Here is a 21378-nt window from a genome sequence, read left to right as displayed (position 1 = left end):
GGGCCTTTTCAGGCGAACTTGTTTTTGATCGTGTAGTACAGCCCCACGGCGGGCAGGAACCAGGGCGTGCCAAAATGGCCAGGGATGGCGGGCCAGGGGTTGTCGCGCCAGGGGTTGGCCGCCAGGTCGCCGGCCATCACGCGGGCCATGCACTCGCCCATGTGCACCGACATCTGCGTGCCATGGCCGCTGTAGCCCATGGAGTAATAGAGGCCCTCGGTTTCACCGGCGTGGGGCAGGCGGTCCTGCGTCATGTCGACAATGCCGCCCCAGCAGTAGGCGATGCGCACGTCGCGCAGTTGCGGGAACATCGCCACCATCTGCTCGCGCAGCACCTGGCCGCTCTTGGCGTCCGAGCGCGGGCTGGACAGCGCAAAGCGCGCGCGCCCGCCGAACACCAGGCGGTTGTCCGGCGTGAGGCGAAAGTAGTTGTGCAGCGTGTCGGTAGTGGTGTAGGTGCGGCGCTGCGGTAATAGCGCTTTCACCATGGCGGGATCGAGCTGCTCGGTCACGATGATGAAGCTGCCGATGGGCACAATGCGGCGCCGCCAGTAAGAGAAGCTGGAGAACGCGCCATGGCGCGTGGCGCCGGTGGCCACCAGCACCTGGTCGGCGTCCACGGTGCCGCGCGGCGTGTGCACGCGGTAGGCATGGCCGTGCAGGCGCTGCAGCTTTTGCACCGGCGCGTGGTCATAGATCAGCGCGCCGCGCCGGGCTGCTGCTTCCGCCAGGCCCCGGCCGAACTGGCCCATATGCATCTGCGCGCTTTTCTTGAACAGCAGGCCGCCGGCGAACCGGTCGCAAGCGACCTCTTCGTGGATGCGCTGCGGCGGCACCAGTTCGACCTCGGAATCCGCTTCGCGGCGCAGGCGCTCGAAGCCGCGCGCCAGCGCCTCGTAATGGGCAGGCCGCCCGGCGATCTTGAGCTTGCCGCGGCGGTGAAAATCGCAGGCAATCTCCTCTTCGCGCACGATGCGCTCCACGGTGTCCACCGCGTCGTCGTAGGCACGGTACCAGGCGGCGGCGCGTTCGACGCCGACGCGCGCGGCGACGGTGGCATAGTCCACGGCCAGGCCGTTGTTCACATGGCCGCCGTTGCGGCCCGAGGCCTCCGCGGCTACCACCGATGCCTCCAGCACCACCACGCGGGCGCCGCGCATGGCCAGCCTGCGGGCCGCCGACAGGCCGGTGAAGCCGCCGCCCACAACCACCACGTCGGCCTTGGCGGGCAGCTCGTCACTGCGGCCCTCGAAGGGCGCGGTGGTATCGGTCCAGAAGGATTCGAGCTTCATGCGCTGCCGTAAATGGTCCAGATTTTGCGCGTGGTCTCGATGCAACGCCACACGCCGACCCAGTCCGGTTTCATCACGAAGGCGTCACCGGCCTGCACGCGGTACGTTTTGCCGCCGTCCTCGACCAGCTCCGAGACGCCCGACAGGATGTAGCAGAACTCCCAGACGCCGCCCTTGATGGAGCGCAGCGTTCCGGGCGTGGTCTGCCACACGCCGGTGCGCAGCTTGCCGTCGGCGGTCTGATCCACGTCCCAGTTCGTGAAGCGCGGGTCACCCGCCAAAAGCTTCTCGGGCACCGGCAGGCTCTCGCGACCCTCGCCCAGGTCATCCAGCTTGAAGAAAGTCAGGTTGCTCACAGTGTCTTTTCCTTTCAGGTCACAGGCCGACCAGCGCGGGCAGGCCGTTGATGTCGCGGATCTCGGCGTGGCTGTAGAGCTCGCTGGGCTTGGGTTCGTGGCCGCGGTTGACGAAGACCTTGTTCTTGATGCCCATGTCCTGGGCCGACATCAGGTCGTAGCGCGGGCTGGAAGACACGTGCAGGATGTCGTCGGGCGAGCAGCCCAGCTGGTCGAGCATGTACTCGAAGGCCTGCAGGCGCGGCTTGTAGGCGCCGGCGTCCTGGGCGGTGTACACCTTGTGGAAGGGCGCCTCGAGCTTGCGCACGTTGGAATGGATCTGCTCGTTCATCGCATTCGACAGGATCACCAGCGGGATCTTCTGGCCCACGCGGGTGAGCGAGAAAGGCACGTCGGTGTGCGGGCCCCAGGTGGGCACGGCGTCGTAGAACTTCTGGCCGTCTTCGTCGCGGTAGGGAACGCCGTGACGCTTGCACACGCGTTGCCAGGCAGACTTGAGCACCTGGTCGTAAGGCTTCCAGTCGCCCATCACCTCGTCGAGCCGGTAAGCGCTGAAGTCCTTGATGAATTGCTGCATGCGCTCGGCGGGCAACTGGTCGCCGACGATGCCGTGGGCCACTTCGTGCATGCGAAAGTAGGTGAGCGTGCCGTAGCAGTCGAAAGTGATGTACTTGGGCCGGAAGATCATGGTTTGCCTCGTGAGTGGTGTGGTGACGTGATGAAAGTGGTGGTTCAATCGATTCAATCGCTTCAATACAGGAAGCAATCGTAGGCAGCCTTCGCCGCAGTTGTTGCGGTTCTGCGCGGTACGCGCAAAGTATTCATCCGGACTGCGGCGGGCACGAGGCGCTTTGTGCCGTTCTGCGGGCGGCGGCGGCGGGCGCCAAGATCGTACAAGCCTCAAATCACCCCGCCAAGCATCATCACCCCCAAACCGCGATCGATGTATCGATGTATTGACGAGCGGAAGTTTTGAAGGAAAGCCCTATGTCCGACCACATATTTGATCCACAGGCCGCACTTGCGGCGGTGGGCCGCGCCCTGCCCGACGGGGTGTCGTTACGGCGCCTGACGACGAATGACCTTGAAGCCGCGCAGGCGCTGTCGCGCGAGTTCCAGTGGCCGCACCGGCTGGAAGACTGGCAGTTCGCCGTAGCGCACGGCCAGGGCGTGGCCGCGGTGCGCGACGGTGAACTGGTGGGCACGGCTGTGCACTGGCAGTGGGGCAAACAGCACGCGACGGTGGGCCTGGTGGTGGTGGCGCCGCGCATGCAGGGGCAGCGCGTGGGCCAGCACCTCATGCACGCGGTGATGACCGGGCTGGACGGGCGCACCGTGCTGCTGCACGCCACGCCCGAAGGCCGCGGCCTGTACGAACGCATGGGCTTTGCGATCACGGGCGAGGTCCGGCAGCACCAGGGCATGGCGGCCCCGGCCCAGCTGGTGGCCTTGCCGCAAGGCATGCGGCTGCGCCCGCTGGGCCGCAACGACGCGAAGACACTGGCCGCGCTCGATGCGCGAAGCGCCGGCATGCCGCGTGAGGCGATGCTGCGCAAACTGCTGGCCGACGGCGAGGCGGTGGTGCTGGCAAGCGGGGGCGAAGCCGTCGGCTTTTCCGTCGTGCGGCGCTTCGGGCGCGGCCATGCCATCGGCCCCGTGGTGGCACCCGATCTTGCGGGGGCGCAGGCACTCATAGGCCACTGGTGCAGCCACTATGCCGGCAAGTTCCTGCGCATCGACGTCGACGCCGCCAGCGGGCTGCCTGAATGGCTGGAGGCGCAGGGCCTGCCCCGCGTGGACACGGTGACGACCATGGTGCGCGGCGGGCCGCTGGAACGCGGGCCGACATTTGGTGGCTGGGCGCTGGTCAGTCAGGCTATGGGCTAGGAATGGCCCACCCCCGTTCAGGCTCACTTCGTGTAGCCTGCTCCCCCCTCAAGGGGGCGCCACCTGCGGCCCGGCAAAGCCGGTTCCGCGATGGCGCTGGCCTCGGCTCTTCGCGTTCGTAGGCCGCGGGTACCGTCAAGTTGCATGGAAAACTGATATGGCTTTTTTGTACAAGGGCCCCGCGCAGCGCGGGGCGGTGTGGGCCGAGCAGTTCGCGCGCAAAATGCCGCAGCTGCCGTTCTGGACCTGGCCGGAAATCGAAGACCCGGCGCAGGTGCGCTTTCTCGCGGCCTGGGAGCCCCCGCCGCGCATCACCGAAACCCTTCCCAAGCTGGAGATCCTGTTCTCCGTAGGGGCCGGCGTGGACCAGTTCGACTTCTCTGCATTGCCGCCCGGGCTGACCGTCGTGCGTATGGTGGAGCCGGGCCTGACGGCCTGCATGTGCGAATACATCAGCTGGGCCGTGCTGTCGCTGCACCGGGAGATGCCGCTATACCTGCACCAGCAAAGCCTCAGCCAATGGAAGGAACGGCCCGTGCGGCCGGCCTCCACGCGGCGCGTGGGCGTGATGGGCATGGGCATGCTGGGGCGCGCGGCCCTGGCGCAGCTGCGGCTGCTCGGCTTTGACTGCGCGGGCTGGAACCGCTCCAGCCGCAACGAGCCGGGGGTGCGCTGCTACAGCGGCGAGGCGCAGCTGGACGAGTTCCTGGCCCGCACCGACATCCTGGTGTGCCTGCTGCCGCTCACGCCCGAAACACGCGGCATCCTGGGCCGGCGCGTGTTCGACGCGCTGCCGCAAGGCGCCTGCCTGGTCAACGCCGCGCGCGGCGGCCACCTGGTGGAAGCGGAGCTGCTGGCCGCGCTGGACAGCGGGCGGCTTTCGGCCGCCGTCCTGGATGTCTGCGAGCCGGAGCCCCCGGCGCAGGGCCACCCGTTCTGGCAGCATCCGCGGATCTGGCTCACGCCCCATATTGCCAGCGCGACCCAGGCGGAAACCGCGGGCGAAGCGCTGCTGGACAACCTGCGGCGCTACGCCTTCGGCCTGCCGCTTGAAGGCGTGGTGGACCGCTCGCGCGGGTACTAGGACCAGCCAAACAGCCCCAGGCCCGCAGAATCTTCTACCGTAGGCCCGCAAACAACAGCATGGTCGTGCGCGCGCAAGGGGACAAGCCGCAGCACCCGCTGCGCACTCGCGCCTAAGCTTGTGCCCATGATGTCCACCAAAACCCTTTCCCTCGATTCTTCGCTGGTGGCGCTCGACCGGGCGCACCTGATCCACCCCGTGGCCAACTGGCGCGGCCATGAGCAGCGCGGCGCCACGGTGCTGCGCTCCGGCAAGGGCGCCTGGCTGCGCGACGCCGACGGCCGCGAACTGCTCGATGCCTTCGCGGGCCTGTGGTGCGTCAACATCGGTTACGGCCATGAAAGCGTGGTGGAGGCCGCCGCGCGCCAGATGCGCGAGCTGCCCTACGCCACCGGCTACTTCAGCTACGCCAGCGAGCCGGCCATACGCCTGGCCGCCAAGCTGGTGGAGATCGCGCCGCCGGGCTTGAAGCACGTATACCTCACACTCGGCGGCTCCGAGGCGGTGGACGCGGCCGTGCGGCTTATCGTGCAGTACTACAACAGCACGGGCCGGCCGGCCAAGAAGCATTTCATTGCGCTGGAACGCGGTTACCACGGCTCATCGTCCACCGGCGCGGGCCTCACAGCCCTGCCCGCCTTCCACCGCGGCTTTGACCTGCCGCGCCCCGAGCAGCACTACATCCCCTCGCCCTACCTCTACCGCAGCCCCGCGGGCAATGACCCGCAGGCGCTGATCGCGGCTTCGGTGGCCTCATTGCGCGAGAAGGTGAACGCGCTGGGCGCGGAAAACGTCGCGGCCTTCTTCTGCGAACCTATCCAGGGCTCGGGCGGCGTGATCGTGCCGCCCGCGGGCTGGCTCAAGGCCATGCACCAGGCCTGCCGCGAGCTGGACATCCTGTTTGTGGCCGACGAGGTGATCACCGGCTTCGGCCGCACCGGCCCCATGTTCGCCTGCGACGCCGAGGGCGTGTCGCCCGACCTGATGACGGTGGCCAAGGGCTTGACATCCGGCTACGCGCCCATGGGCGCGCTGCTGATGTCGGAGCGCGTGTACGCGGGTATTGCCGACGGCACGCCCGAAGGTGCGCTGGTGGGCCACGGCGCCACCTACTCCGCGCACCCGGTGAGCGCCGCCGTAGCGCTGGAAGTCATACGCCTTTACGAAGAGGGCGGCATCCTCGCCAACGGCCAGCGCGTCGCGCCCCACTTCGAAGCGGGGCTGCGCTCCATGTTGCGCCATCCGCTGGTGGGCGATGCACGCTCGCGCGGCCTGCTCGGCGCGCTCGAACTGGTGAGCGACAAATACACCAAGGCCCGCTTCGACCCGGCGTTGCAGCTGCCCGACCGCATCGCCAAGGCGGCTTACGAGAACGGCCTCATCTTCCGCGCTTTCGGCGACAGCATCCTGGGTTTTGCGCCGGCCTTGTGTTTCACGCCCTCGGAGTTCGAGCAGATGTTCGAGCGGCTGAACCGCACCCTGGACACCGTGCTCGAACAGCCCGAGGTGCGGCGCGCACTGGCTTGACCTGATTGACTTGGGCGTGGAACTTGCTTAAATGGGGTAACGATGAATACATCCACCGGCAACCCCAAACTCGACCGCCTTGACCTGCGCATCCTCTGCCATCTGCAAAAGAACGGGCGCGCCTCGAACGTCGAAATCGCCGACGCCGTCGGCCTGTCGCCCAGCCCCTGCCTGGTGCGCGTGAAGCGGCTGGAGCAAGCCGGCTACATCGCCGGCTACGGCGCGCAGATCCGGCTCGAGAAACTGGGCGACACGCTGCTGGTATTCACCGAAGTCACGCTGCAGGACCACAAGCGCGAGGACTTCGTCAAGTTCGAGATGAGCATACGCCCCATCGACGAGATCGTGGAATGCCACCTGGTCAGCGGCGGCTACGACTACCTGCTGAAGTTCGTCACGCGCGGCGTAAACCACTACCAGGAGATCGTCGAGGGCTTGCTGGAGGCCAACATCGGCATCGAAAAATATTTCAGCTACATCGTCATCAAGACACCCTTCGTCAAGAACTACTACCCCATCGAGCAGCTGATGCAGCCGCACGCCTGAGCGCGCTGAGCAGGCCGGGGGCCGCAGCTTTTGCTGCAGCCCGACCTGATTCGACATTTGCTGCTGCGCCGGCGCCTGTTTCCGGTGCCATCTCCGGCGGGCCCAGCCTACGCTTGCAGCATGAACCCTTCTTCCAGCCTTCCGGCGCCCGCCCGATCGGCCGCAGCGATCCAGCGTGTGCAGCGGCACATCAACGAGAACCTCAACCAGGCGCTGGCGCTGTCGGAGCTGGCCGGTCTCGCCGGGCTCAGCGTATGGCGCTTTGCCACCGTGTTCCGCCAGCAGGTGGGTGTGTCCCCGCACCGCTATATCTGCCGGCTGCGCCTGGCGCGCGCGCAAGCCCTGATGCGGCAGGGCATGCCGGTCGCCAGCGCGGCCAGCGAGGCGGGCTTTTACGACCAAAGCCATCTCTCGCGGCACTTCAAGACCGTGTTCGGCATGACGCCCGGGCAGTACCTCACGGCTGCCAGCCAGCCTCGGGCGGCACGCCAGGCCTTCCAATGACCGGGGAGATTGCCGACCTGCTGCCCGAGCTGGTCGCGCTGCGGCGCGACCTGCATGCGCATCCGGAGCTCGCCTTCAAGGAGCACCGTACCGCCGGCATCGTCGCCTCGGCGCTGCGCGACCTGGGGCTGGAGGTGCATGAAGGCATAGGCGGCACCGGTGTTGTCGGCGTGCTGCGCGCCGGCAGCGCGGGGCGCAGCGTGGGCCTGCGCGCCGACATGGACGCGCTGCCGATTCTTGAGCAAGGCGAGAAGCCTTATGCCAGCCGTTTCCCCGGCATCCACCACGGCTGCGGGCATGACGGGCACACCGCCATGCTGCTGGGCGCGGCACGCCACCTGGCGCGCACGCGCCGCTTCAACGGAACCGTCAACTTCATCTTCCAGCCGGCCGAGGAAGGCCGGGGCGGCGCACGCGTGATGGTCCAGGAAGGGCTCTTCAAGCGCTTCCCCTGCGACGCGGTCTATGCCCTGCACAACTGGCCGGAGCTGCCCGCCGGCACCGCCCAGACGCGGCCGGGCGCCATCATGGCCGCGGCCGATCGCTTCGACATCGTGGTCCGCGGCCGGGGAGGCCATGCGGCCCAGCCGCACCGCACGCCCGATGCGGTGCTCGCCGCGAGCGAGCTGGTCTCGCAGCTGCACACCATCACGTCGCGCCGGATTCCGCCGACCGAGAACGCGGTGCTCTCGGTCACGCGCATCAGCGGCGGCCAGTCGCACAACGTGCTGCCCTCGGCGGTCGAGCTCACGGGCACGGTGCGCAGTTTTGATGCGGACGTGCAGGACACCCTAGAAGCGTCCATCCGGCAGATCGCGCAAGGCGTGGCCCAGGCCAGCGGCACCACGATCGAGGTGGAGTATGTGCGCTACTACCCCGCCACCGTGAACACGCCGCAGGAAGCGGCGCTGGCCCTGCGCGCCGCTGAAGCCGCGGGGCTGAAGGCCTCGATGGCGCCCTCGGCGGCCTTCACCTCCGAGGACTTTGCCTTCATGCTCCAGGCCCGGCCCGGCGCCTACCTCTGGCTGGGCCAGGGCGCCAGCCCGCGGCGCGAAGACAGCCCCTCATTGCACCATCCCAGCTACGACTTCAACGACGAGGTGCTGCCGCTGGGCATCAGCTGGTTTGTCCAGGTGGCGAGCCTTGCGCTCGCAAGCTGACCCGGAACCAATTCCGGGATGAATCCCTCGGGCTGGAGGCCGGGGGAGGCAAAGTCAGGTTTGAACGACAAACGAGCCACTGGGGTACTGGGCGCACATGAATTCCACGAAGGCCCGGACTTTGGGACTCTGCAAACGACGGGAGGTGTGCAGAACCCAAAGCTCCACTTCGTCGCCGGCAATGCCCCAGGACACGAGTGCGCCCTTTTCAAGCAGGTCTCCAATGATGGATTGCGGCATCATGGCCGCCCCTGCGCCGCCGGCGATGGCGTCGCGCACCATCAGAAGCGAAGACAGGCGTAGAACAGGTTGCGGCTCGATGGTGAACTGACCATTGTTGACGGACCAGACATCGCCGTCGCGATAGCTGGGCGTCACGACTGCCGGAACGCCAAAAGGCGTGTCTTTACGCCCCGTCGGCATCTGAACGGAGGGTGCGGCAGCAAGCACCATCCGGTCTTTGGCAAAACACCTGCCGACCAGGGCGCTATCCCGGGAGGGGTTGATGCGGATGGCCACGTCAAAATGCTCGTCGACGAGATTGACGAGCCTATCCTCCGCCACGGCTTCGATCTGCACTTCCGGATAGCTCGCCAGGAACCGCGCGGCAATCCGCCCGAGCGCCACTTGCGAAAACAGCAGCGGTGCCGCGACACGCAGACGGCCTCGCGGCGCTGCAAGGCTGTCTCGCGCCGCCGTGACCGCATCGGCAACCTCGTGCATCGGTCCTTCCGTTCTGCGCAGCAACAGCTGGCCGGCTTCCGTCAACTCCAGGCGCTGGGTGCCTCGCTCGATCAGCCGGATACCCAATGCGTCCTCAAGATCGGCGACACGCCGTGACAAGGTGGCCTTGGACCGGCCGCTGGCGCGGCTGGCCTTTCCAAAACCGCCATGCGTGGCGACCAGCTGAAAGTCCCCAAGGGCATTTAAATCCATAGTGTCTCAATATTGATACGACAAGTATCAATTTTAGAGTCTTTGAATCCAATGTGAAACACCCTATTGTCGAGTCCTACGCAACAAAACCTCAAAGGTGTTTCTCATGAATGACATTCGTGCATTGGTACTGACGGAATACGGCGGCCCCGGTTCCCTCAAGGTCTCGTCGGTCGCGCCGCCGGTAGCGGGGGCGGGCCAGGTGCTGGTCCGCGTCCACGCCGCCGGCGTCAATGGGCTCGACTGGAAGCTGCGCGAGGGTTATGTCCGCGACGCTTTCCCGCTGCAATTGCCGACCGTCCTGGGCATAGAACTCGCTGGCGTCGTTGAAGCGGTGGGCGCGGGCGTTACCCGGCTGCGTACAGGCGATCGCGTCATGGGCCCGCTCGGCGGCCTGGGCGCCTACGCCGACCTGGTCGCGGTGAACGAGGCCAATTTGAGCCCGGTGCCCGACGCGCTGGACTTCGTGCAAGCCGCCGCCTTGCCCCTGGCTTCGGTGGCTGCATGGAAAAGCCTGCACCTTGCCGGCGAAATCCGCCCCGGGCAGCGCATCCTGATCCAGGGCGCCGCCGGCGGCCTGGGCGGGTTCGCGGTGCAGTACGCGCACCAGGCAGGCGCCGTGGTGTATGCCACCGCCCGGGACAGCCACAGCAGCTATGTCCGCGGTCTTGGCGCGGACCATGTCATCGCCTACGACAGGGAACAGTTTGAAAACCTCGTGAGCGATATCGACCTCGTGCTCGACTACGCCGGCGGCGACGTGCTGAGCCGCTCATGGGCCGTGCTTACCGAAAACGGCACCGTCGTCAGTACCGCATCACCCGACATTGCGGCAAACACGCCGGTGGGCCGCCGCGGCCTCTGGTTCCAGAACACGCCGGATACCGCGCGCTTGCAAGCCATCGCCGATGACGTGGTGCACGGCCGCTTGCAGTCCGAGGTCAGCGCTGTCGTGCGCCTGGAGGAGCTGGCTGCGGCCATCGAACGCAACCGGACGCATCCACAACGCGGCAAGACCGTGGTGACGTTTGCCGACTGAACCGGCGCTTAAAAGGCCTCCAACGCAACGCCGAAACGCACCCGCGAATTGCTTCCCAACGCTCCGTTTCGAAAACGGGCATCCCCTTTTTTTAACCCATGTATCCCAGGAGATATGAAATGAATGATGTCTGGTCCCCCATCAAGGTCGGCAAGCTGCAACTGCCGCATCGGCTTGCCATGGCGCCTATGACCCGCAGCCGGGCCAAGCCCGACGGAACGCCCAGCGATCTGGCGCCGGAGTATTACGCCCAGCGCGCGACCATGGGCCTGCTGATCACCGAAGGCACCCAGCCCTCCGACGACGGGCAGGGCTATCTCGCCACGCCCGGCATCTACACCGACGCGCATGTCGCCGGCTGGCTCAAGGTAACGAATGCCGTCCATGCCGCCGGCGGGCGCCTGTTCGTGCAGCTGATGCACGTGGGACGTATCTCGCATCCCGAGAACACACCGCATCATCGGCAAGCCGTCGCGCCATCGGCGATCGCGCCCGGCGTCGACATGTTCACGGTCAAGGGCATGCAGGCCATTCCCGCACCGCGCGAGCTGACGACCGCCGAAGTCAGGCAAACCGTGGCCGACTTCGCACACGCCGCCGCGCGTGCCGTCGAAGCGGGCGCGGACGGCGTGGAAATACACGGCGCGAACGGCTATCTGGTACACCAGTTCCTCGCTCCCAATGCGAATCAGCGCTCCGATGAGTACGGCGGCTCCATGGAAAACCGCGCGCGCTTTGCCATCGAAGTGGCACGCGCGATCGCCGATGCCATCGGCCCCGAGAAAACCGCCATCCGCGTATCGCCGGGATTCCCCGCGGGCGGCATCGCCGAGGGGCGGGACAATGATGATCTTTACCGCTACCTCGCGGCGGAGTTCGAAAAAATGGGCATCGCTTACCTGCACGTCCTCCATGCGGGCAACGACGCCCTCCTGGCGGACATCCGCAAGGGCTTCGGCGGGGCGCTGATCGTGAACCGCCCAGGCCGCAAGCGTGAGCAGGTCGGCTTGGACGTCGCCGCAAGCCTTGCCGACATGGAATCCCTGGGTGCGATGGCACTGGCCAATCCGGACCTGGTCGCGCGCCTGAAAACCGGTGCGCCGTTGAACGAAGTGCGGCCGCAATTGTTCTATGCCGGTGGCGCGGAAGGGTACATCGACTATCCCGCTATCGGTCCCGAATAAAGCCTGTCAGGCGCCCGGCGCGATCAAGGCTCCGCTGTGGCTCCATGCGCCGGGCTCCAGCATCCATGAGAGGCCGGCAGTCCGGTTTCCTATGCGCGTATCCGGGGTTTCCATCAGCGCGATAGCGGAGGTCGAGCGGGCACTCCCCACCACTCCGCCATTTCGCGCTGGCTGGCGCCGGGGCCGCGTCTGGACAGTTCAAACCGATCGGTGTCTACTAACGGGCCCCTTGTGGATTTCCGCAGCCCTTGGGGTCTGCGCATCTGGAGCGCTGCGGCTCCTGCCAAAATGCCGGACGAGAAAATTTCGGCAACTCCTTTACCCACGCGTTTAGCCATGGACATCCGTACCGCTACGATAGATGACGCCCCCGCCATTGCCGCGATCTACGCCCCGATCGTGCGCGAGACAGCCATTTCGTTCGAGCTGGAGCCGCCAACGGCCGACGAAATGGGGACGCGCATAGCGACCACGCTGCAGCGCTTTCCCTGGCTGGTGAGTCTTGATGCTTCAGACCAGGTCAGCGGCTACGTCTATGCCAGCAAACATCGCGAACGGGCCGCCTATCAGTGGTCCGTGGACGTGACAGCCTATGTGCGCAGTGACGCCCGCGGCCAAGGCATCGGTAAACAGCTTTACAAATCGCTGCTGGAGGAGCTGAAGACACTGGGTTACGCGCAAGCCTTTGCCGGTATCGCCCTTCCGAACGTCGCGAGTGTGGCGCTCCACGAATCGATGGGGTTTGAGCCGCTCGGGATCTACCGAAAGGTCGGCTACAAGTTGAACGCCTGGCACGACGTGGGTTGGTGGCAGCGCTCCATTCAGGCACTTGCGCAACCTGGTCCACCGACGGCGTATCGGGGCGGATAAATCCCGGCCTGCGGCTGGCTGGTTTCCCTTCGGAGCTTGCCGGAAGCCGCATCCTTGGCGGCCATGCGCTTTAACTGCTTGCGAGGCAAGCCAGGGCCGGCGGTTCAACTTCGCGTTCGTCCCCGTGGTCCAGTTCAAGGGGTTCACGCCAGTTCTCCATCAAGTCGGCGATAACAATTTTCGAAGCTATTTTTGAAGGTTGCCGCTGGAATTCACGATGGAGAGGTCTACACCACCCCAACCGGTCCGCTGGTTGGCTGAGTAGTTGACAAAGACACCTCCCAGGTTGTATTCGCCCAGGTTGGACAAGGCTTGCAGCACGCCGGCGCGGGTCGGCGTCTTGCCCGCACGCCGAACGGCTTCCACAGCGATCTTGGCGCCCATGTAGCCTTCGAGGCTTGAGAAAGACAGGGCCTCGCCCGGTGCGTACTTCTTCATGTCAGCCTGATATTCGGTGATGACCGGCTTGGAAGGAACGAAGGGGAAAGGCACCGCCTGGCTCAACACGATGCCGCGCGCCTTGTCCTTGCCGACGGCATTGACCAAGCCGTCGTGCAGCAGCACCGACAGGCCGTAGATCTGCACCGCCCCCCCGGGGACGTCGCGGACAGCCTTGACGAATTCAAATGCGGGCTTGCCCGCGGCCAGCAGAATAATGCCCTTGGGGCGGGTCTCCGTGATGGCGGCGGCGGCTGCGCGAACACTCGCGTCCAGCTTGTCGGGTGCGGCGTCAAGCACCTGCTGCGTCACGATTTTGACGCCCTGCGGCCCGCTGAGCTGGGTCGTCAACTGCGCCAGGGGTGGGCCGAATGCGACGCTCATATTGACGATGGCCAGCGAGTCCTTGCCCCAGGTCTTGGCTTCCTTGAGCAGGCTGCCCACTTCATCCGCATAGCCGCTGCGCAGGGGAAACACATTGCTGGCGGAAACCACATTTTTATCGCCCTGCAGCGGCGCGATCAGCGCGATGCCGTTCTTGCCCGGCAAATCCTGCTTGGCGATTTCGGCGAGTCCGCCGCTGTTGAGAAAGCCCAACAGCCCCACCACCGCCGGATCGCCGATGAGTTGCTGGGTCAGCTCAAGCATCTTCGGGGCTTGCAGGCTGTCATCAAGCGTGACCAGTTTGAGCTTGTTGCCCTGCAGGGTGCTGCCCGCATTGACTTTGTCGAAATAGGCCTGGATACCCGCCGCCATGCCTTTGGCGTTCGCGGCCGATGTCGGATTGGTCTGCGAAGCGACCTGCCCGAAGACAAGCTCGATGGCGTGGCTGGACATCGGCAAGGCCAGGATCACAAGCGCGGCCATGGTGGCCTTGAGGTGGGTGCAATTGAGAGCCATGTTGTCTCCTTTATTACTTTAGCCAGTACATCATCAAAGCAAAGTAGTTCAAATGGGTTAAACCCCGAGATGTCGTACTACGCTGGCTGAACGCAACCCTCAAGCAATAAGTTCGGTCGCCGAACTTGCTGTGAAGGTGATTCAGACCCCCAGGTATTGGTGAACGATTTCTGGTTGCCCGCGCAATTCATCCGAGCTGCCTTGCCAGACCACGCGGCCCTTTTCAATCACAAAGTGCCGGTCGGCCAGGCCCATGAGCGCTTTCACGTTTTTATCGATGACGATCTGCGACAAACCCTCCTTCTTCAGGTCAGCAAGGGCACGCCAGATTTCGTTTCGAATCACGGGGGCCAGGCCTTCTGTGGCTTCGTCGAGCACCAGCAGCCGCGGGTTGGTCATCAGCGCGCGGCCTATGGCCAGCATCTGCTGCTCGCCCCCCGACAGCTGTGATCCCAGATTAGCGCGGCGCTCTTTCAAGCGTGGGAAAAAGGCATAGACACGGCGCAGGTCCCAGGGCTTTCCATGGCTTTTTTTGTCGTCACGGGCGGTCGCCACCAGGTTTTCCTCGACCGTCAGATTGGGAAACACCTGCCGGCCTTCGGGCACCAGTGCCAGGCCCTGGCGTGCGATACGGTGCGACGGTAAGTGGTCGACACGGGCACCGCTCACCGACACGCTACCGGAGGCTACGGGCAGCATGCCGAACAAACATTTGACGGTGGTGGAGCGGCCCATGCCGTTGCGCCCGAGCAGGGTGACCACCTCACCCGGGCCGACGTCGAACGAGATGTCAAACAGCGCCTGCGCATGGCCGTAGGAAGCCTGCAGGCCCTGGACGGATAAAAATGGCGTCATGGTTTTTTCCTTGCCCGCGTCATGCTGGAGCTTCTTCACCGAGATACACCGCCCGCACTTCCGGGTGGTTGCGGATTTCCTCAGGCGTGCCGGTGAACAAAATCTTGCCGTAGACCAGCACGCTGATGCGATCCGCCAGTGCGAACACCGCATCCATGTCGTGCTCGACCAGCAGGATGGTGTACCGGCGCTTGAGCCGCTGCAGCAGCGCGATGACGGCGGCGGATTCCTGGACACTCATGCCGGCCATGGGCTCATCGAGCAGCAAAAATTGGGGGCCGGCGGCCAGGCTCATGGCCAGTTCCAGCTGCCTGCGCTCGCCATAACCCAGGTCGCCGGCCGCCACGTCCCATCGATGCGCGAGGCCGGTGGCTGCCAGCGCTTCTTCGGCGAACTTGCGTGCTTTCTTGTCCGCCAGCATCGGCATCCAGAACTTGAAGGCATGCTGGCGTGAACCAAGCGCCGCGAACGTGGCGTTCTCCAGCACGCTGAAGTCCTCAAAGATCGAGGTGATCTGGTACGAGCGCAACAAACCACGCCTGGCACGCTCATGAATCGGCAAAGCGGACACATCCGCACCCTTGAACCAGACGCGGCCGCTGTTCGGCGCCAGCTCGCCTGACAGCTGGTTGATCAGCGTGGTCTTGCCTGCGCCGTTGGGACCGATGATGGCATGCAGTTCTCCCTCGCCGATGTCGAGCGACACCGAGTCCGTGACCAGCAGCGCGCCGTAGCGTTTGGTGAGCGATTCAGTGCGAAGTACGCTGGCCATTACAGGGCTCCTTGGGCGACATCCGTCGCCGCAACGACCGACGGAGCGGCTTGTGGTGCCGGCTTTTCACGGGAATCCAGGCGCTGCAGCAGCCCGATGATGCCGCGGTTTCCCAGGAGCGTGACAATGACGATGAAGGGGCCGAAGACGACCATCCAGTGTTCGGTAAACCCTTTCAGGATTTCTTCCAGGCCGAGGAAAACCAGCGCCCCCATCAGGGGGCCGAACACCGTGCCCAGGCCGCCGATCACCACAATGACGATCAGCTCGCCCGAAACCGACCAGGCCAGCGTGCTGGGCGAAGCAAAGGCATTGAGGTTGGCCAGCAGCAGGCCGGCCACACCGCACAACATGCCCGACATCACATAGGCCAGCAACTGGTAGCGCAGCACCGGGATGCCGGCGGCATTGACGCGTCGCGTGTTCTGTTTGGCCCCACGGATCACCATGCCGAAGGGCGCGGCGCGCAGCCTGGCCAGCCACCAGATCGACAGGACCAGGACCACGAAGGCCAGGGCGTAGACGCTGGTCGCGGACGCCAGGTCGAGCGGGCCGAAACGGCTGGGCTGGGCGATGGACATTCCGTCATCGCCGCCATAGTTCTTCAAGCTCACGAAAAGGAAGTAGCCCATCTGGGCAAAGGCCAGCGTGATCATGATGAAGGCGATGCCGCTGGTGCGCAAGCTGATGGCGCCCGTGACCAGCGCGACCAGGCCGCACACGCCCAGGCACAGCGCGAGGTGCATCCAGCCGTTGCCGATGCCATGAAAAGAGGCCAGGCCGACGGCATACCCTCCCAGCCCGAGAAACAGCGAATGGCCGAAGCTCACCAGTCCGCCGTAACCCAGCGCCATGTTCAGCGCGCAGGCGGCAATCGCGTAGATGATGATGCGCGCGAAGAAGGCGACATAAAACGGCTGGCCGGTGGCTTGCGCGACGAAGGGCACGGTCGCCAGCAACAGCAGGACCAGCAAGGGAACCCAGGCGCTGGGGCGTGAAAGAAGTGGGCTCATGGTTGTCACCTGTTGGCTGGAAAAAGGCCTTGCGGGCGCCAGGCCAGCACCACCGCCATCAGCAGGTAGACCAGCATGGAGGCCAGGGCCGGGCCGGCCGCGTCGGCGAGCGAGCGCTCGGTGACCTGCCGCAGCATGAAGGGCAAAAATGCGCGGCCCAGGGTGTCGACGATGCCGACAATCAGCGCGGCATAAAAAGCGCCTGTGACCGAGCCGATGCCGCCAATCACGATGACCACCAGTGTCGTGATGAGCACCGACTCGCCCATGCCGGACTGCACCGACAGGATGGGCCCGGCCATCGCGCCGGCAAGGCCCGCGAGCATGGCGCCGACCGCAAACAGCATGGCATTGAGCAGGCGGATATTGACGCCGAGCGCGGCGACCATCGCGGGGTTCACCGCGCCGGCCCGGATCAGCATGCCCACGCGGGTCTTGTTGATCAGCAGCCAGGACCCCACCGCCACCACCAGCCCGACGACGATGATGGCGAAGCGGTAGGCCGGGTAGCTGAAGCCGGCGATGGGGATGGCGCCGCCCAGAAACTCCGGCACTTGCAAAAATACCGGCTGCGGGCCCCAGATGATGCGCACCAGTTCATTGAAGAACAAGACCAGGCCGAAGGTGGCCAGCACGTGGTCGAGATGGTCGCGCCGGTAGAGGCGCGCGACCGCGGCGAACTCCAGCGCCAGGCCCAGCAGCAGCGAGCCCAGCATGGCCGCCAGCAAAGCCAGCCCGAAGGAGCCGGTGTACTGGAAGGCCGTGGCCGCGAAGTACGCGCCCATCATGTAGAGCGAGCCGTGCGCCAGGTTGACGAAGCTCATGATGCCGAAGACCAGCGTCAGGCCTGCCGCCAGCAAAAACAGCAGGACGCCGTACTGCAGGCCGTTGAGCAGCTGCGCGAAAACGATCGTGCCGTTCATGTCACTTCAGCGCGCATTGCGCGTGGTAGGCATCGGACTGCTTGGGCAAGGGGGTGGCGATGAGTTTTCCGACGACATTGCCGCCGCTCTTGACGGCTTCGAACGCGTAGTAGTTCTGCACCGGCAGGTTGTTGTTGTTGAACGCGAATGTGCCGCGCACCGACTTGAACTCGCTGCCGGCCGCCTTGACCGCCACGGCGAGTGCCTTGGCATCGCCGGCCTTGGCCTTGCCCAGGGCGATATTCAGGATGTTGGCCGCGTCGTAGGCCGTCGCCGCGTACGCGCTGGGCGTGCGTTTGTACTTGCGTTCGAAGTCTGCAACGAACTTTTTGTTCTCCGGCGTGTCAAGCGCCGCGTCCCACATCGCGCCGCTGATGCTGCCAAGGGCCGCGTCGCGCAGGCCCGGCAGGGTTGTGCCATCGACGGTGAAAACGGAATACAGCGGCACTTTGGCCATCAGGCCGGCCTGGCTCATCTGCTTGATGAAGTTGACGCCCATGCCGCCCGGGTAGAACACAAACACCGCATCGGGCGCGGCAGCCTGCAGCTGCGCCAGTTCGGCGGAATAGTCAGGCTGGTTCACCTGCGTGTAAACCTCGTCCACGACCTGGCCCTTGAAGTAGCGCTTGAAGCCGGCCAGCATGTCTTTGCCGGCCTGGTAGTTGGGTGCCATCAGGTAGACCTTTTTCAGGCCCTTGTCCTGGGCCAGCTTTCCCATGGCTTCGGCGGCGCCGTCGTTCTGCCACGCGGCGGAAAACACATTGGCCTTGCAACCCGCGCCGGCCAGCGGCGACGGGCCGGCATTCGTGGCGATGGCCACGGTGCCCGACTCGACGATGCGCGGCAGGCTTGCCATCAGCACATTGGAAAAGCTCAGGCCCACGATGGCGTCGACCTTGTCCTTGTCGATGAATTTGCGCACGATCTGGCTGCCGATCTCAGGCTTGAGCTGGTCGTCTTCCTTCAGCACCGTGGCGGCCTGGCCGCCGAGCTTGCCGCCCAGTTGCTCGACCGCCAGCATGAAGCCGTCGACCTGGTCCTGGCCGACGATGGCCTGCGGGCCGGACAAGGGTGCCATCAAGCCGATGGTGGCGGCGGCGGTGAACTGGCTGGCGCCGGCCAATATGAGCCCGGCCGCAGCGGTCAGTGCATTGCGGCGAAAAGGCGTTTTGGGTGCTGGGTTCATGGTGTGTTGTCTCCTGTTTATCGTGTGGTCGGGTGGAATGACGAAAGGGCTGAAAGGGTGCGGGTTCAGTCGGAAATTTGCACGAAGACGCGCCCGCCCTCGATGCGCACGGGGTAGCTGCGAACGTCCTGCGTGATCGGCGCGCAGGTGCCGCGGCCGTTGCGCACGTCGAACTTGCCCTGGTGCAGCGGACATTCAATTTCATAACCGTCAAGAAAGCCGTCGCACAGGCGGGCATGGCCGTGGGTACAAATGTTGTCGGTGGCAAAAATACTGCCCTCGACCTTGTAGAGAGCGATGTCGCGGCCGCCGACCTGCAGGCCGACCACGTCGTCTTCAGGAACGCCGGCTTCTTCGGTGGCGTCAAGCCAGTTGGTGTTGCTCATGGTTTAGATGGGGTAGATGATGGAATTGGGGATCATTTCGCTGTCGTATACGCACAGCCGCGAAGCGAACTTCAGGCCTTCAGACGTGCGCACGATCACGTCGATGTAGCGGCCGACGTTAAAGACCGTCGACTCTTGTGACAGCTTGGTGCGAAAGACCGCGTAGTTGGCTTCCGACTCAAAGCGATTGCCGCCGGCCGCGCGAATCAGCGGCGCACCGACAACGTGGCGCTGGTAGTAGGGGTCATGGAACAAGGTCTCGCGGATGCCATAGACACGGTCTTTGAGCATGCCCCTGCTTTCAAAAAGCAGGGTTGCCAGCGGAAAACCGCGTTCATGGTTTTCCCGCGGGATCAGCTTGTAGAGGCAGTCCTCGGTGAAGAACCCGGGCCACAAATCCCAGTTGCCCGAGTCGACCGCCTGGGCGTAATCGGCATACAGCTGCGAGATTTGCAGATAGTCTTCGAAATTGACGGCGGCGGCGGTGGTCATACATCAGCCTCCATCACTTCGCGCCAGTACCGGTACATGCCGCGTATCAATGTTTCCGTGACCATGTGGTCGGTGTCCTCGACGGTGCGCCCGCCGAGTTCGGCCAGGGTGCGGTGGCAGGGCTTCTGCTCGAAACCCTGCTGCGAGAACTCGATCACCTCGCCGTCGTCGGCCGACACAAAGCCGGCCGGGCCGAACAGGTTGGCCTGGCGCAGCCGGCGCTGCGTCATCTCCTGCGTGTCGTCCTCAAAGCCAAAGTGCGTCCAGACGAAATCGAAGGAACCGTGGCCGTCGGGCTGGATGTGGCGCGTCGATACGCTGTTGACCTGCTGCTGCAGGATGACGCTGGGAAACAGCGTCATCATCACCGCGGTCGGGCCACCCCACCAGGGCTCGGGCACGATGTCCAGAAAGCGCGGATCGTTGAGTTCCATGCTCTCTTTGAAGCTGGACACCTGGGTGACCTGGTCCGCCTTGCCCGACTGGCCGCGCGTGGAGATCATCGCGGCATGGCGGTGGCGGGCATCCATTTTGAGTTCGGACTTGTTGTCCGCGCGCCAGAGGCCGAAGGTGACAAACCAGGTGTGCAACAGGCCGGGGTGGTAGGGGTCCTTGATGTTTTCCTGCATCAGCTTCCAGTTGCCCGGGATGCGCTGGCGGTTGTAGCCCAGGATCTTCAGCTTCCGGCCGTCAAAGAGACGGTCGAAATAGCCGAGGATCACCGGTCCAAGAAAGTCTTCAAGAGATTCGATGCCGTGGTCGAAGCTGGCAAACACCACGCCGCCGCGCGTGGCGACCTTCAGCTTGTTAAGGCCGTGGTCGGTGGTCTTGAAGTCCGCCGGCATACCCCCGTTGACCTTGCCGTCCTGCTTCACGCCGCGCCGGAACGGCACGCCCTGCAGGTCGCCCTTCAAGGTGTAGCTCCACTGGTGATAAGGGCACACAAACTCCTTTTTGTTGCCATGGCGTTCGCGGCAGAACTGCATGCCGCGGTGGGCGCAAACGTTTTCGACAACACTGACGCCGCCGTCGGTGTCGCGCACCATGATCACCGAGCGTTCCCCGATCACCGTGCGCTTGAAGTCGCCGGCGTTGGGGATCTCGGCGTCAAGGCCGACGTAGTTCCAGTGTTTGGTGTAGAAAAAACGTTCAAGCTCTTTTTTGTGCTGGTCCGGGTCGGTGTACGCCATGAAGGGAATCCGGCTTGTGCCTTCGGATTCCCAATGGATCTTGATGGGAAAGGTGCCGGTGGATCCGGTCGTTGTTGGGGTGGTCGATGCGGTCATCGCTGTCTCCTTTTTCTTCGGTTATTCAGCGCCCGTGCTTCAGGCGGCCACCGTGACCGTGATGCCCGCCAGGCCCGCGATATCGCCTTGCATGACATCGCCCGCAAGCACGGCGTTCACGCCTTCGGGGGTCCCGGTCATGATGATGTCGCCGGGCTCCAGCGTTTCATATTCGGAAAGATAGGCAATGCATTCCGGGACCGACCAGATCAGCTTGGCGATGTCCGAGGATTGACGCGCGCTGCCGTTGACGGTGACGCTGATGGCGCCTTGCGCGACATGGCCGCCGTCGACCACGCGTGACAGCGCGCCGACGGGGGCCGACAGCGAGAAAGACTTGCCGAATTCCCACGGGCGGCCTTTGTCGCGCGCGTCGAGCTGCAGGTCGCGGCGTGTCATGTCCAGCCCCACGCCGTAGCCGTAGACATGGTCCAGCGCATCGGCCGCGGCGATGTCGCGGCCGCCCTTGCCGAGGGCGACGACGAGTTCGATTTCGTGGTGGAAGTTGTTTGTCTTCGGCGGATAAGGAATGCTGATCGGCGACGACGCATCGACGGCCGCGTTGGCCGGTTTCATGAAAAAGAACGGCGGATCGCGATCCGGGTCCTTGCCCATCTCGCGCGCATGCGCGGCGTAGTTGCGGCCCACGCAAAAGATCCGGTTTACGGGAAAGCGCTCGCGGATGCCTGCGACGGCGAGCGTGGGAGTGGCGGCGGGTTCGATGGCGTAGTTCATGTGACGG

General features: G+C 64.9%; 23 protein-coding genes. 9 read left to right on the top strand and 14 right to left on the bottom strand.

Annotated elements, in window-relative coordinates:
- Nucleotides 1-8: 8 nt before the first annotated feature.
- The 3 genes from AC1D09_RS20995 to AC1D09_RS20985 are packed head-to-tail and all read right to left on the bottom strand — an operon-like array spanning nucleotide 9 to nucleotide 2336.
- The gene (locus AC1D09_RS20995) at nucleotides 9-1292 is read right to left on the bottom strand and encodes an NAD(P)/FAD-dependent oxidoreductase (RefSeq protein WP_074579690.1); all 1284 of its coding nucleotides are present in this window, start codon (nucleotides 1290-1292) and stop codon (nucleotides 9-11) included.
- Entirely contained in the window at nucleotides 1289-1648 is a 360-nt protein-coding gene (locus AC1D09_RS20990; protein ID WP_477662795.1) for a cupin domain-containing protein, read from the bottom strand. The genes AC1D09_RS20995 and AC1D09_RS20990 overlap by 4 nt, the downstream gene beginning before the upstream one ends.
- 19 nt (nucleotides 1649-1667) lie before the next feature.
- Nucleotides 1668-2336, bottom strand: a complete 669-nt coding sequence (locus AC1D09_RS20985; protein WP_477662796.1) for a haloacid dehalogenase type II — start codon at nucleotides 2334-2336, stop codon at nucleotides 1668-1670.
- 299 nt (nucleotides 2337-2635) lie between these two features.
- Here AC1D09_RS20985 and AC1D09_RS20980 point away from each other — a divergent pair, with 299 nt between their 5' ends.
- The 6 genes from AC1D09_RS20980 (at nucleotide 2636) to AC1D09_RS20955 (ending at nucleotide 8356) form a co-directional block, all read left to right on the top strand.
- Nucleotides 2636-3535 (top strand): GNAT family N-acetyltransferase, encoded by a 900-nt coding sequence (locus AC1D09_RS20980; protein WP_477662797.1) that lies wholly within the window; start codon nucleotides 2636-2638, stop codon nucleotides 3533-3535.
- Between the two features lie 157 nt (nucleotides 3536-3692).
- Nucleotides 3693-4619, top strand: coding sequence for a 2-hydroxyacid dehydrogenase (locus AC1D09_RS20975; protein ID WP_477662798.1), 927 nt, complete (start codon nucleotides 3693-3695; stop codon nucleotides 4617-4619).
- Between the two features lie 126 nt (nucleotides 4620-4745).
- Nucleotides 4746-6146 carry an aminotransferase class III-fold pyridoxal phosphate-dependent enzyme gene (locus tag AC1D09_RS20970; RefSeq protein WP_477662799.1) on the top strand — a complete coding sequence of 467 codons (1401 nt, stop codon included), beginning with the start codon at nucleotides 4746-4748 and terminating at the stop codon, nucleotides 6144-6146.
- 42 nt (nucleotides 6147-6188) lie between these two features.
- Nucleotides 6189-6692: an Lrp/AsnC family transcriptional regulator gene (locus AC1D09_RS20965; protein ID WP_074579680.1), complete on the top strand. Its 504-nt coding sequence runs from the start codon at nucleotides 6189-6191 to the stop codon at nucleotides 6690-6692.
- Between the two features lie 120 nt (nucleotides 6693-6812).
- The gene (locus AC1D09_RS20960; protein WP_477662800.1) at nucleotides 6813-7196 is read left to right on the top strand and encodes a helix-turn-helix domain-containing protein; all 384 of its coding nucleotides are present in this window, start codon (nucleotides 6813-6815) and stop codon (nucleotides 7194-7196) included.
- Nucleotides 7193-8356: a M20 aminoacylase family protein gene (locus AC1D09_RS20955; protein WP_477662801.1), complete on the top strand. Its 1164-nt coding sequence runs from the start codon at nucleotides 7193-7195 to the stop codon at nucleotides 8354-8356. The genes AC1D09_RS20960 and AC1D09_RS20955 overlap by 4 nt, the downstream gene beginning before the upstream one ends.
- Before the next feature lie 54 nt (nucleotides 8357-8410).
- Here AC1D09_RS20955 and AC1D09_RS20950 read toward each other — a convergent pair whose 3' ends face one another.
- Nucleotides 8411-9292, bottom strand: a complete 882-nt coding sequence (locus AC1D09_RS20950) for a LysR family transcriptional regulator (RefSeq protein WP_477662802.1) — start codon at nucleotides 9290-9292, stop codon at nucleotides 8411-8413.
- Between the two features lie 106 nt (nucleotides 9293-9398).
- On the opposite strand from AC1D09_RS20950, the gene AC1D09_RS20945 reads away from it, so the two are divergent.
- The 3 genes from AC1D09_RS20945 (at nucleotide 9399) to AC1D09_RS20935 (ending at nucleotide 12385) form a co-directional block, all read left to right on the top strand.
- Nucleotides 9399-10331 carry an NADP-dependent oxidoreductase gene (locus AC1D09_RS20945; protein WP_477662803.1) on the top strand — a complete coding sequence of 311 codons (933 nt, stop codon included), beginning with the start codon at nucleotides 9399-9401 and terminating at the stop codon, nucleotides 10329-10331.
- A gap of 119 nt (nucleotides 10332-10450) precedes the next feature.
- The gene (locus tag AC1D09_RS20940) at nucleotides 10451-11515 is read left to right on the top strand and encodes an alkene reductase (protein WP_477662804.1); all 1065 of its coding nucleotides are present in this window, start codon (nucleotides 10451-10453) and stop codon (nucleotides 11513-11515) included.
- A gap of 336 nt (nucleotides 11516-11851) precedes the next feature.
- Nucleotides 11852-12385, top strand: a complete 534-nt coding sequence (locus tag AC1D09_RS20935; protein ID WP_477662805.1) for an arsinothricin resistance N-acetyltransferase ArsN1 family B — start codon at nucleotides 11852-11854, stop codon at nucleotides 12383-12385.
- Between the two features lie 186 nt (nucleotides 12386-12571).
- Here the strand turns inward: AC1D09_RS20935 and AC1D09_RS20930 are convergent, their stop codons facing one another.
- From AC1D09_RS20930 to AC1D09_RS20885, 10 genes are all read right to left on the bottom strand, one after another.
- Nucleotides 12572-13723, bottom strand: coding sequence for an ABC transporter substrate-binding protein (locus AC1D09_RS20930; protein ID WP_477662806.1), 1152 nt, complete (start codon nucleotides 13721-13723; stop codon nucleotides 12572-12574).
- 141 nt (nucleotides 13724-13864) lie between these two features.
- A complete protein-coding gene (locus tag AC1D09_RS20925) occupies nucleotides 13865-14578 on the bottom strand; it encodes an ABC transporter ATP-binding protein (RefSeq protein WP_477662807.1) in 714 nt (237 codons plus the stop codon).
- Between the two features lie 19 nt (nucleotides 14579-14597).
- On the bottom strand, nucleotides 14598-15350 hold the full coding sequence (locus AC1D09_RS20920; protein ID WP_477662808.1) for an ABC transporter ATP-binding protein: 753 nt from the start codon (nucleotides 15348-15350) through the stop codon (nucleotides 14598-14600).
- Nucleotides 15350-16363: a branched-chain amino acid ABC transporter permease gene (locus AC1D09_RS20915; RefSeq protein ID WP_477662809.1), complete on the bottom strand. Its 1014-nt coding sequence runs from the start codon at nucleotides 16361-16363 to the stop codon at nucleotides 15350-15352. The genes AC1D09_RS20920 and AC1D09_RS20915 overlap by 1 nt, the downstream gene beginning before the upstream one ends.
- A 5-nt stretch (nucleotides 16364-16368) precedes the next feature.
- On the bottom strand, nucleotides 16369-17286 hold the full coding sequence (locus AC1D09_RS20910) for a branched-chain amino acid ABC transporter permease (RefSeq protein WP_477662810.1): 918 nt from the start codon (nucleotides 17284-17286) through the stop codon (nucleotides 16369-16371).
- Nucleotide 17287: 1 nt separating this feature from the next.
- On the bottom strand, nucleotides 17288-18472 hold the full coding sequence (locus AC1D09_RS20905) for an ABC transporter substrate-binding protein (protein WP_477662811.1): 1185 nt from the start codon (nucleotides 18470-18472) through the stop codon (nucleotides 17288-17290).
- 65 nt (nucleotides 18473-18537) lie between these two features.
- Nucleotides 18538-18858 (bottom strand): non-heme iron oxygenase ferredoxin subunit, encoded by a 321-nt coding sequence (locus AC1D09_RS20900; RefSeq protein ID WP_477662812.1) that lies wholly within the window; start codon nucleotides 18856-18858, stop codon nucleotides 18538-18540.
- A 3-nt stretch (nucleotides 18859-18861) separates the two neighbouring features.
- Entirely contained in the window at nucleotides 18862-19350 is a 489-nt protein-coding gene (locus tag AC1D09_RS20895; protein ID WP_477662813.1) for an aromatic-ring-hydroxylating dioxygenase subunit beta, read from the bottom strand.
- Nucleotides 19347-20636 carry an aromatic ring-hydroxylating dioxygenase subunit alpha gene (locus AC1D09_RS20890; RefSeq protein WP_477662814.1) on the bottom strand — a complete coding sequence of 430 codons (1290 nt, stop codon included), beginning with the start codon at nucleotides 20634-20636 and terminating at the stop codon, nucleotides 19347-19349. The genes AC1D09_RS20895 and AC1D09_RS20890 overlap by 4 nt, the downstream gene beginning before the upstream one ends.
- Before the next feature lie 39 nt (nucleotides 20637-20675).
- On the bottom strand, nucleotides 20676-21371 hold the full coding sequence (locus AC1D09_RS20885; RefSeq protein WP_477662815.1) for a fumarylacetoacetate hydrolase family protein: 696 nt from the start codon (nucleotides 21369-21371) through the stop codon (nucleotides 20676-20678).
- Between the last annotated feature and the right edge of the window lie 7 nt (nucleotides 21372-21378).

It is taken from the genome of Polaromonas sp. P1_A2 (assembly GCF_056406895.1).
This window is presented reverse-complemented; position numbering and strand designations above follow the sequence as displayed.

What these genes read in the sequence shown, in the direction of transcription:
- AC1D09_RS20995 (WP_074579690.1), bottom strand. Translation starts at nt 1,292, where the DNA reads ATGAAGCTCGAATCCTTCTGGACCGATACCACCGCGCCCTTCGAGGGC.
- AC1D09_RS20985 (WP_477662796.1), bottom strand. Translation starts at nt 2,336, where the DNA reads ATGATCTTCCGGCCCAAGTACATCACTTTCGACTGCTACGGCACGCTC.
- AC1D09_RS20980 (WP_477662797.1), top strand. Translation starts at nt 2,636, where the DNA reads ATGTCCGACCACATATTTGATCCACAGGCCGCACTTGCGGCGGTGGGC.
- AC1D09_RS20975 (WP_477662798.1), top strand. Translation starts at nt 3,693, where the DNA reads ATGGCTTTTTTGTACAAGGGCCCCGCGCAGCGCGGGGCGGTGTGGGCC.
- AC1D09_RS20970 (WP_477662799.1), top strand. Translation starts at nt 4,746, where the DNA reads ATGATGTCCACCAAAACCCTTTCCCTCGATTCTTCGCTGGTGGCGCTC.
- AC1D09_RS20965 (WP_074579680.1), top strand. Translation starts at nt 6,189, where the DNA reads ATGAATACATCCACCGGCAACCCCAAACTCGACCGCCTTGACCTGCGC.
- AC1D09_RS20960 (WP_477662800.1), top strand. Translation starts at nt 6,813, where the DNA reads ATGAACCCTTCTTCCAGCCTTCCGGCGCCCGCCCGATCGGCCGCAGCG.
- AC1D09_RS20955 (WP_477662801.1), top strand. Translation starts at nt 7,193, where the DNA reads ATGACCGGGGAGATTGCCGACCTGCTGCCCGAGCTGGTCGCGCTGCGG.
- AC1D09_RS20950 (WP_477662802.1), bottom strand. Translation starts at nt 9,292, where the DNA reads ATGGATTTAAATGCCCTTGGGGACTTTCAGCTGGTCGCCACGCATGGC.
- AC1D09_RS20945 (WP_477662803.1), top strand. Translation starts at nt 9,399, where the DNA reads ATGAATGACATTCGTGCATTGGTACTGACGGAATACGGCGGCCCCGGT.
- AC1D09_RS20940 (WP_477662804.1), top strand. Translation starts at nt 10,451, where the DNA reads ATGAATGATGTCTGGTCCCCCATCAAGGTCGGCAAGCTGCAACTGCCG.
- AC1D09_RS20935 (WP_477662805.1), top strand. Translation starts at nt 11,852, where the DNA reads ATGGACATCCGTACCGCTACGATAGATGACGCCCCCGCCATTGCCGCG.
- AC1D09_RS20930 (WP_477662806.1), bottom strand. Translation starts at nt 13,723, where the DNA reads ATGGCTCTCAATTGCACCCACCTCAAGGCCACCATGGCCGCGCTTGTG.
- AC1D09_RS20925 (WP_477662807.1), bottom strand. Translation starts at nt 14,578, where the DNA reads ATGACGCCATTTTTATCCGTCCAGGGCCTGCAGGCTTCCTACGGCCAT.
- AC1D09_RS20920 (WP_477662808.1), bottom strand. Translation starts at nt 15,350, where the DNA reads ATGGCCAGCGTACTTCGCACTGAATCGCTCACCAAACGCTACGGCGCG.
- AC1D09_RS20915 (WP_477662809.1), bottom strand. Translation starts at nt 16,363, where the DNA reads ATGAGCCCACTTCTTTCACGCCCCAGCGCCTGGGTTCCCTTGCTGGTC.
- AC1D09_RS20910 (WP_477662810.1), bottom strand. Translation starts at nt 17,286, where the DNA reads ATGAACGGCACGATCGTTTTCGCGCAGCTGCTCAACGGCCTGCAGTAC.
- AC1D09_RS20905 (WP_477662811.1), bottom strand. Translation starts at nt 18,472, where the DNA reads ATGAACCCAGCACCCAAAACGCCTTTTCGCCGCAATGCACTGACCGCT.
- AC1D09_RS20900 (WP_477662812.1), bottom strand. Translation starts at nt 18,858, where the DNA reads ATGAGCAACACCAACTGGCTTGACGCCACCGAAGAAGCCGGCGTTCCT.
- AC1D09_RS20895 (WP_477662813.1), bottom strand. Translation starts at nt 19,350, where the DNA reads ATGACCACCGCCGCCGCCGTCAATTTCGAAGACTATCTGCAAATCTCG.
- AC1D09_RS20890 (WP_477662814.1), bottom strand. Translation starts at nt 20,636, where the DNA reads ATGACCGCATCGACCACCCCAACAACGACCGGATCCACCGGCACCTTT.
- AC1D09_RS20885 (WP_477662815.1), bottom strand. Translation starts at nt 21,371, where the DNA reads ATGAACTACGCCATCGAACCCGCCGCCACTCCCACGCTCGCCGTCGCA.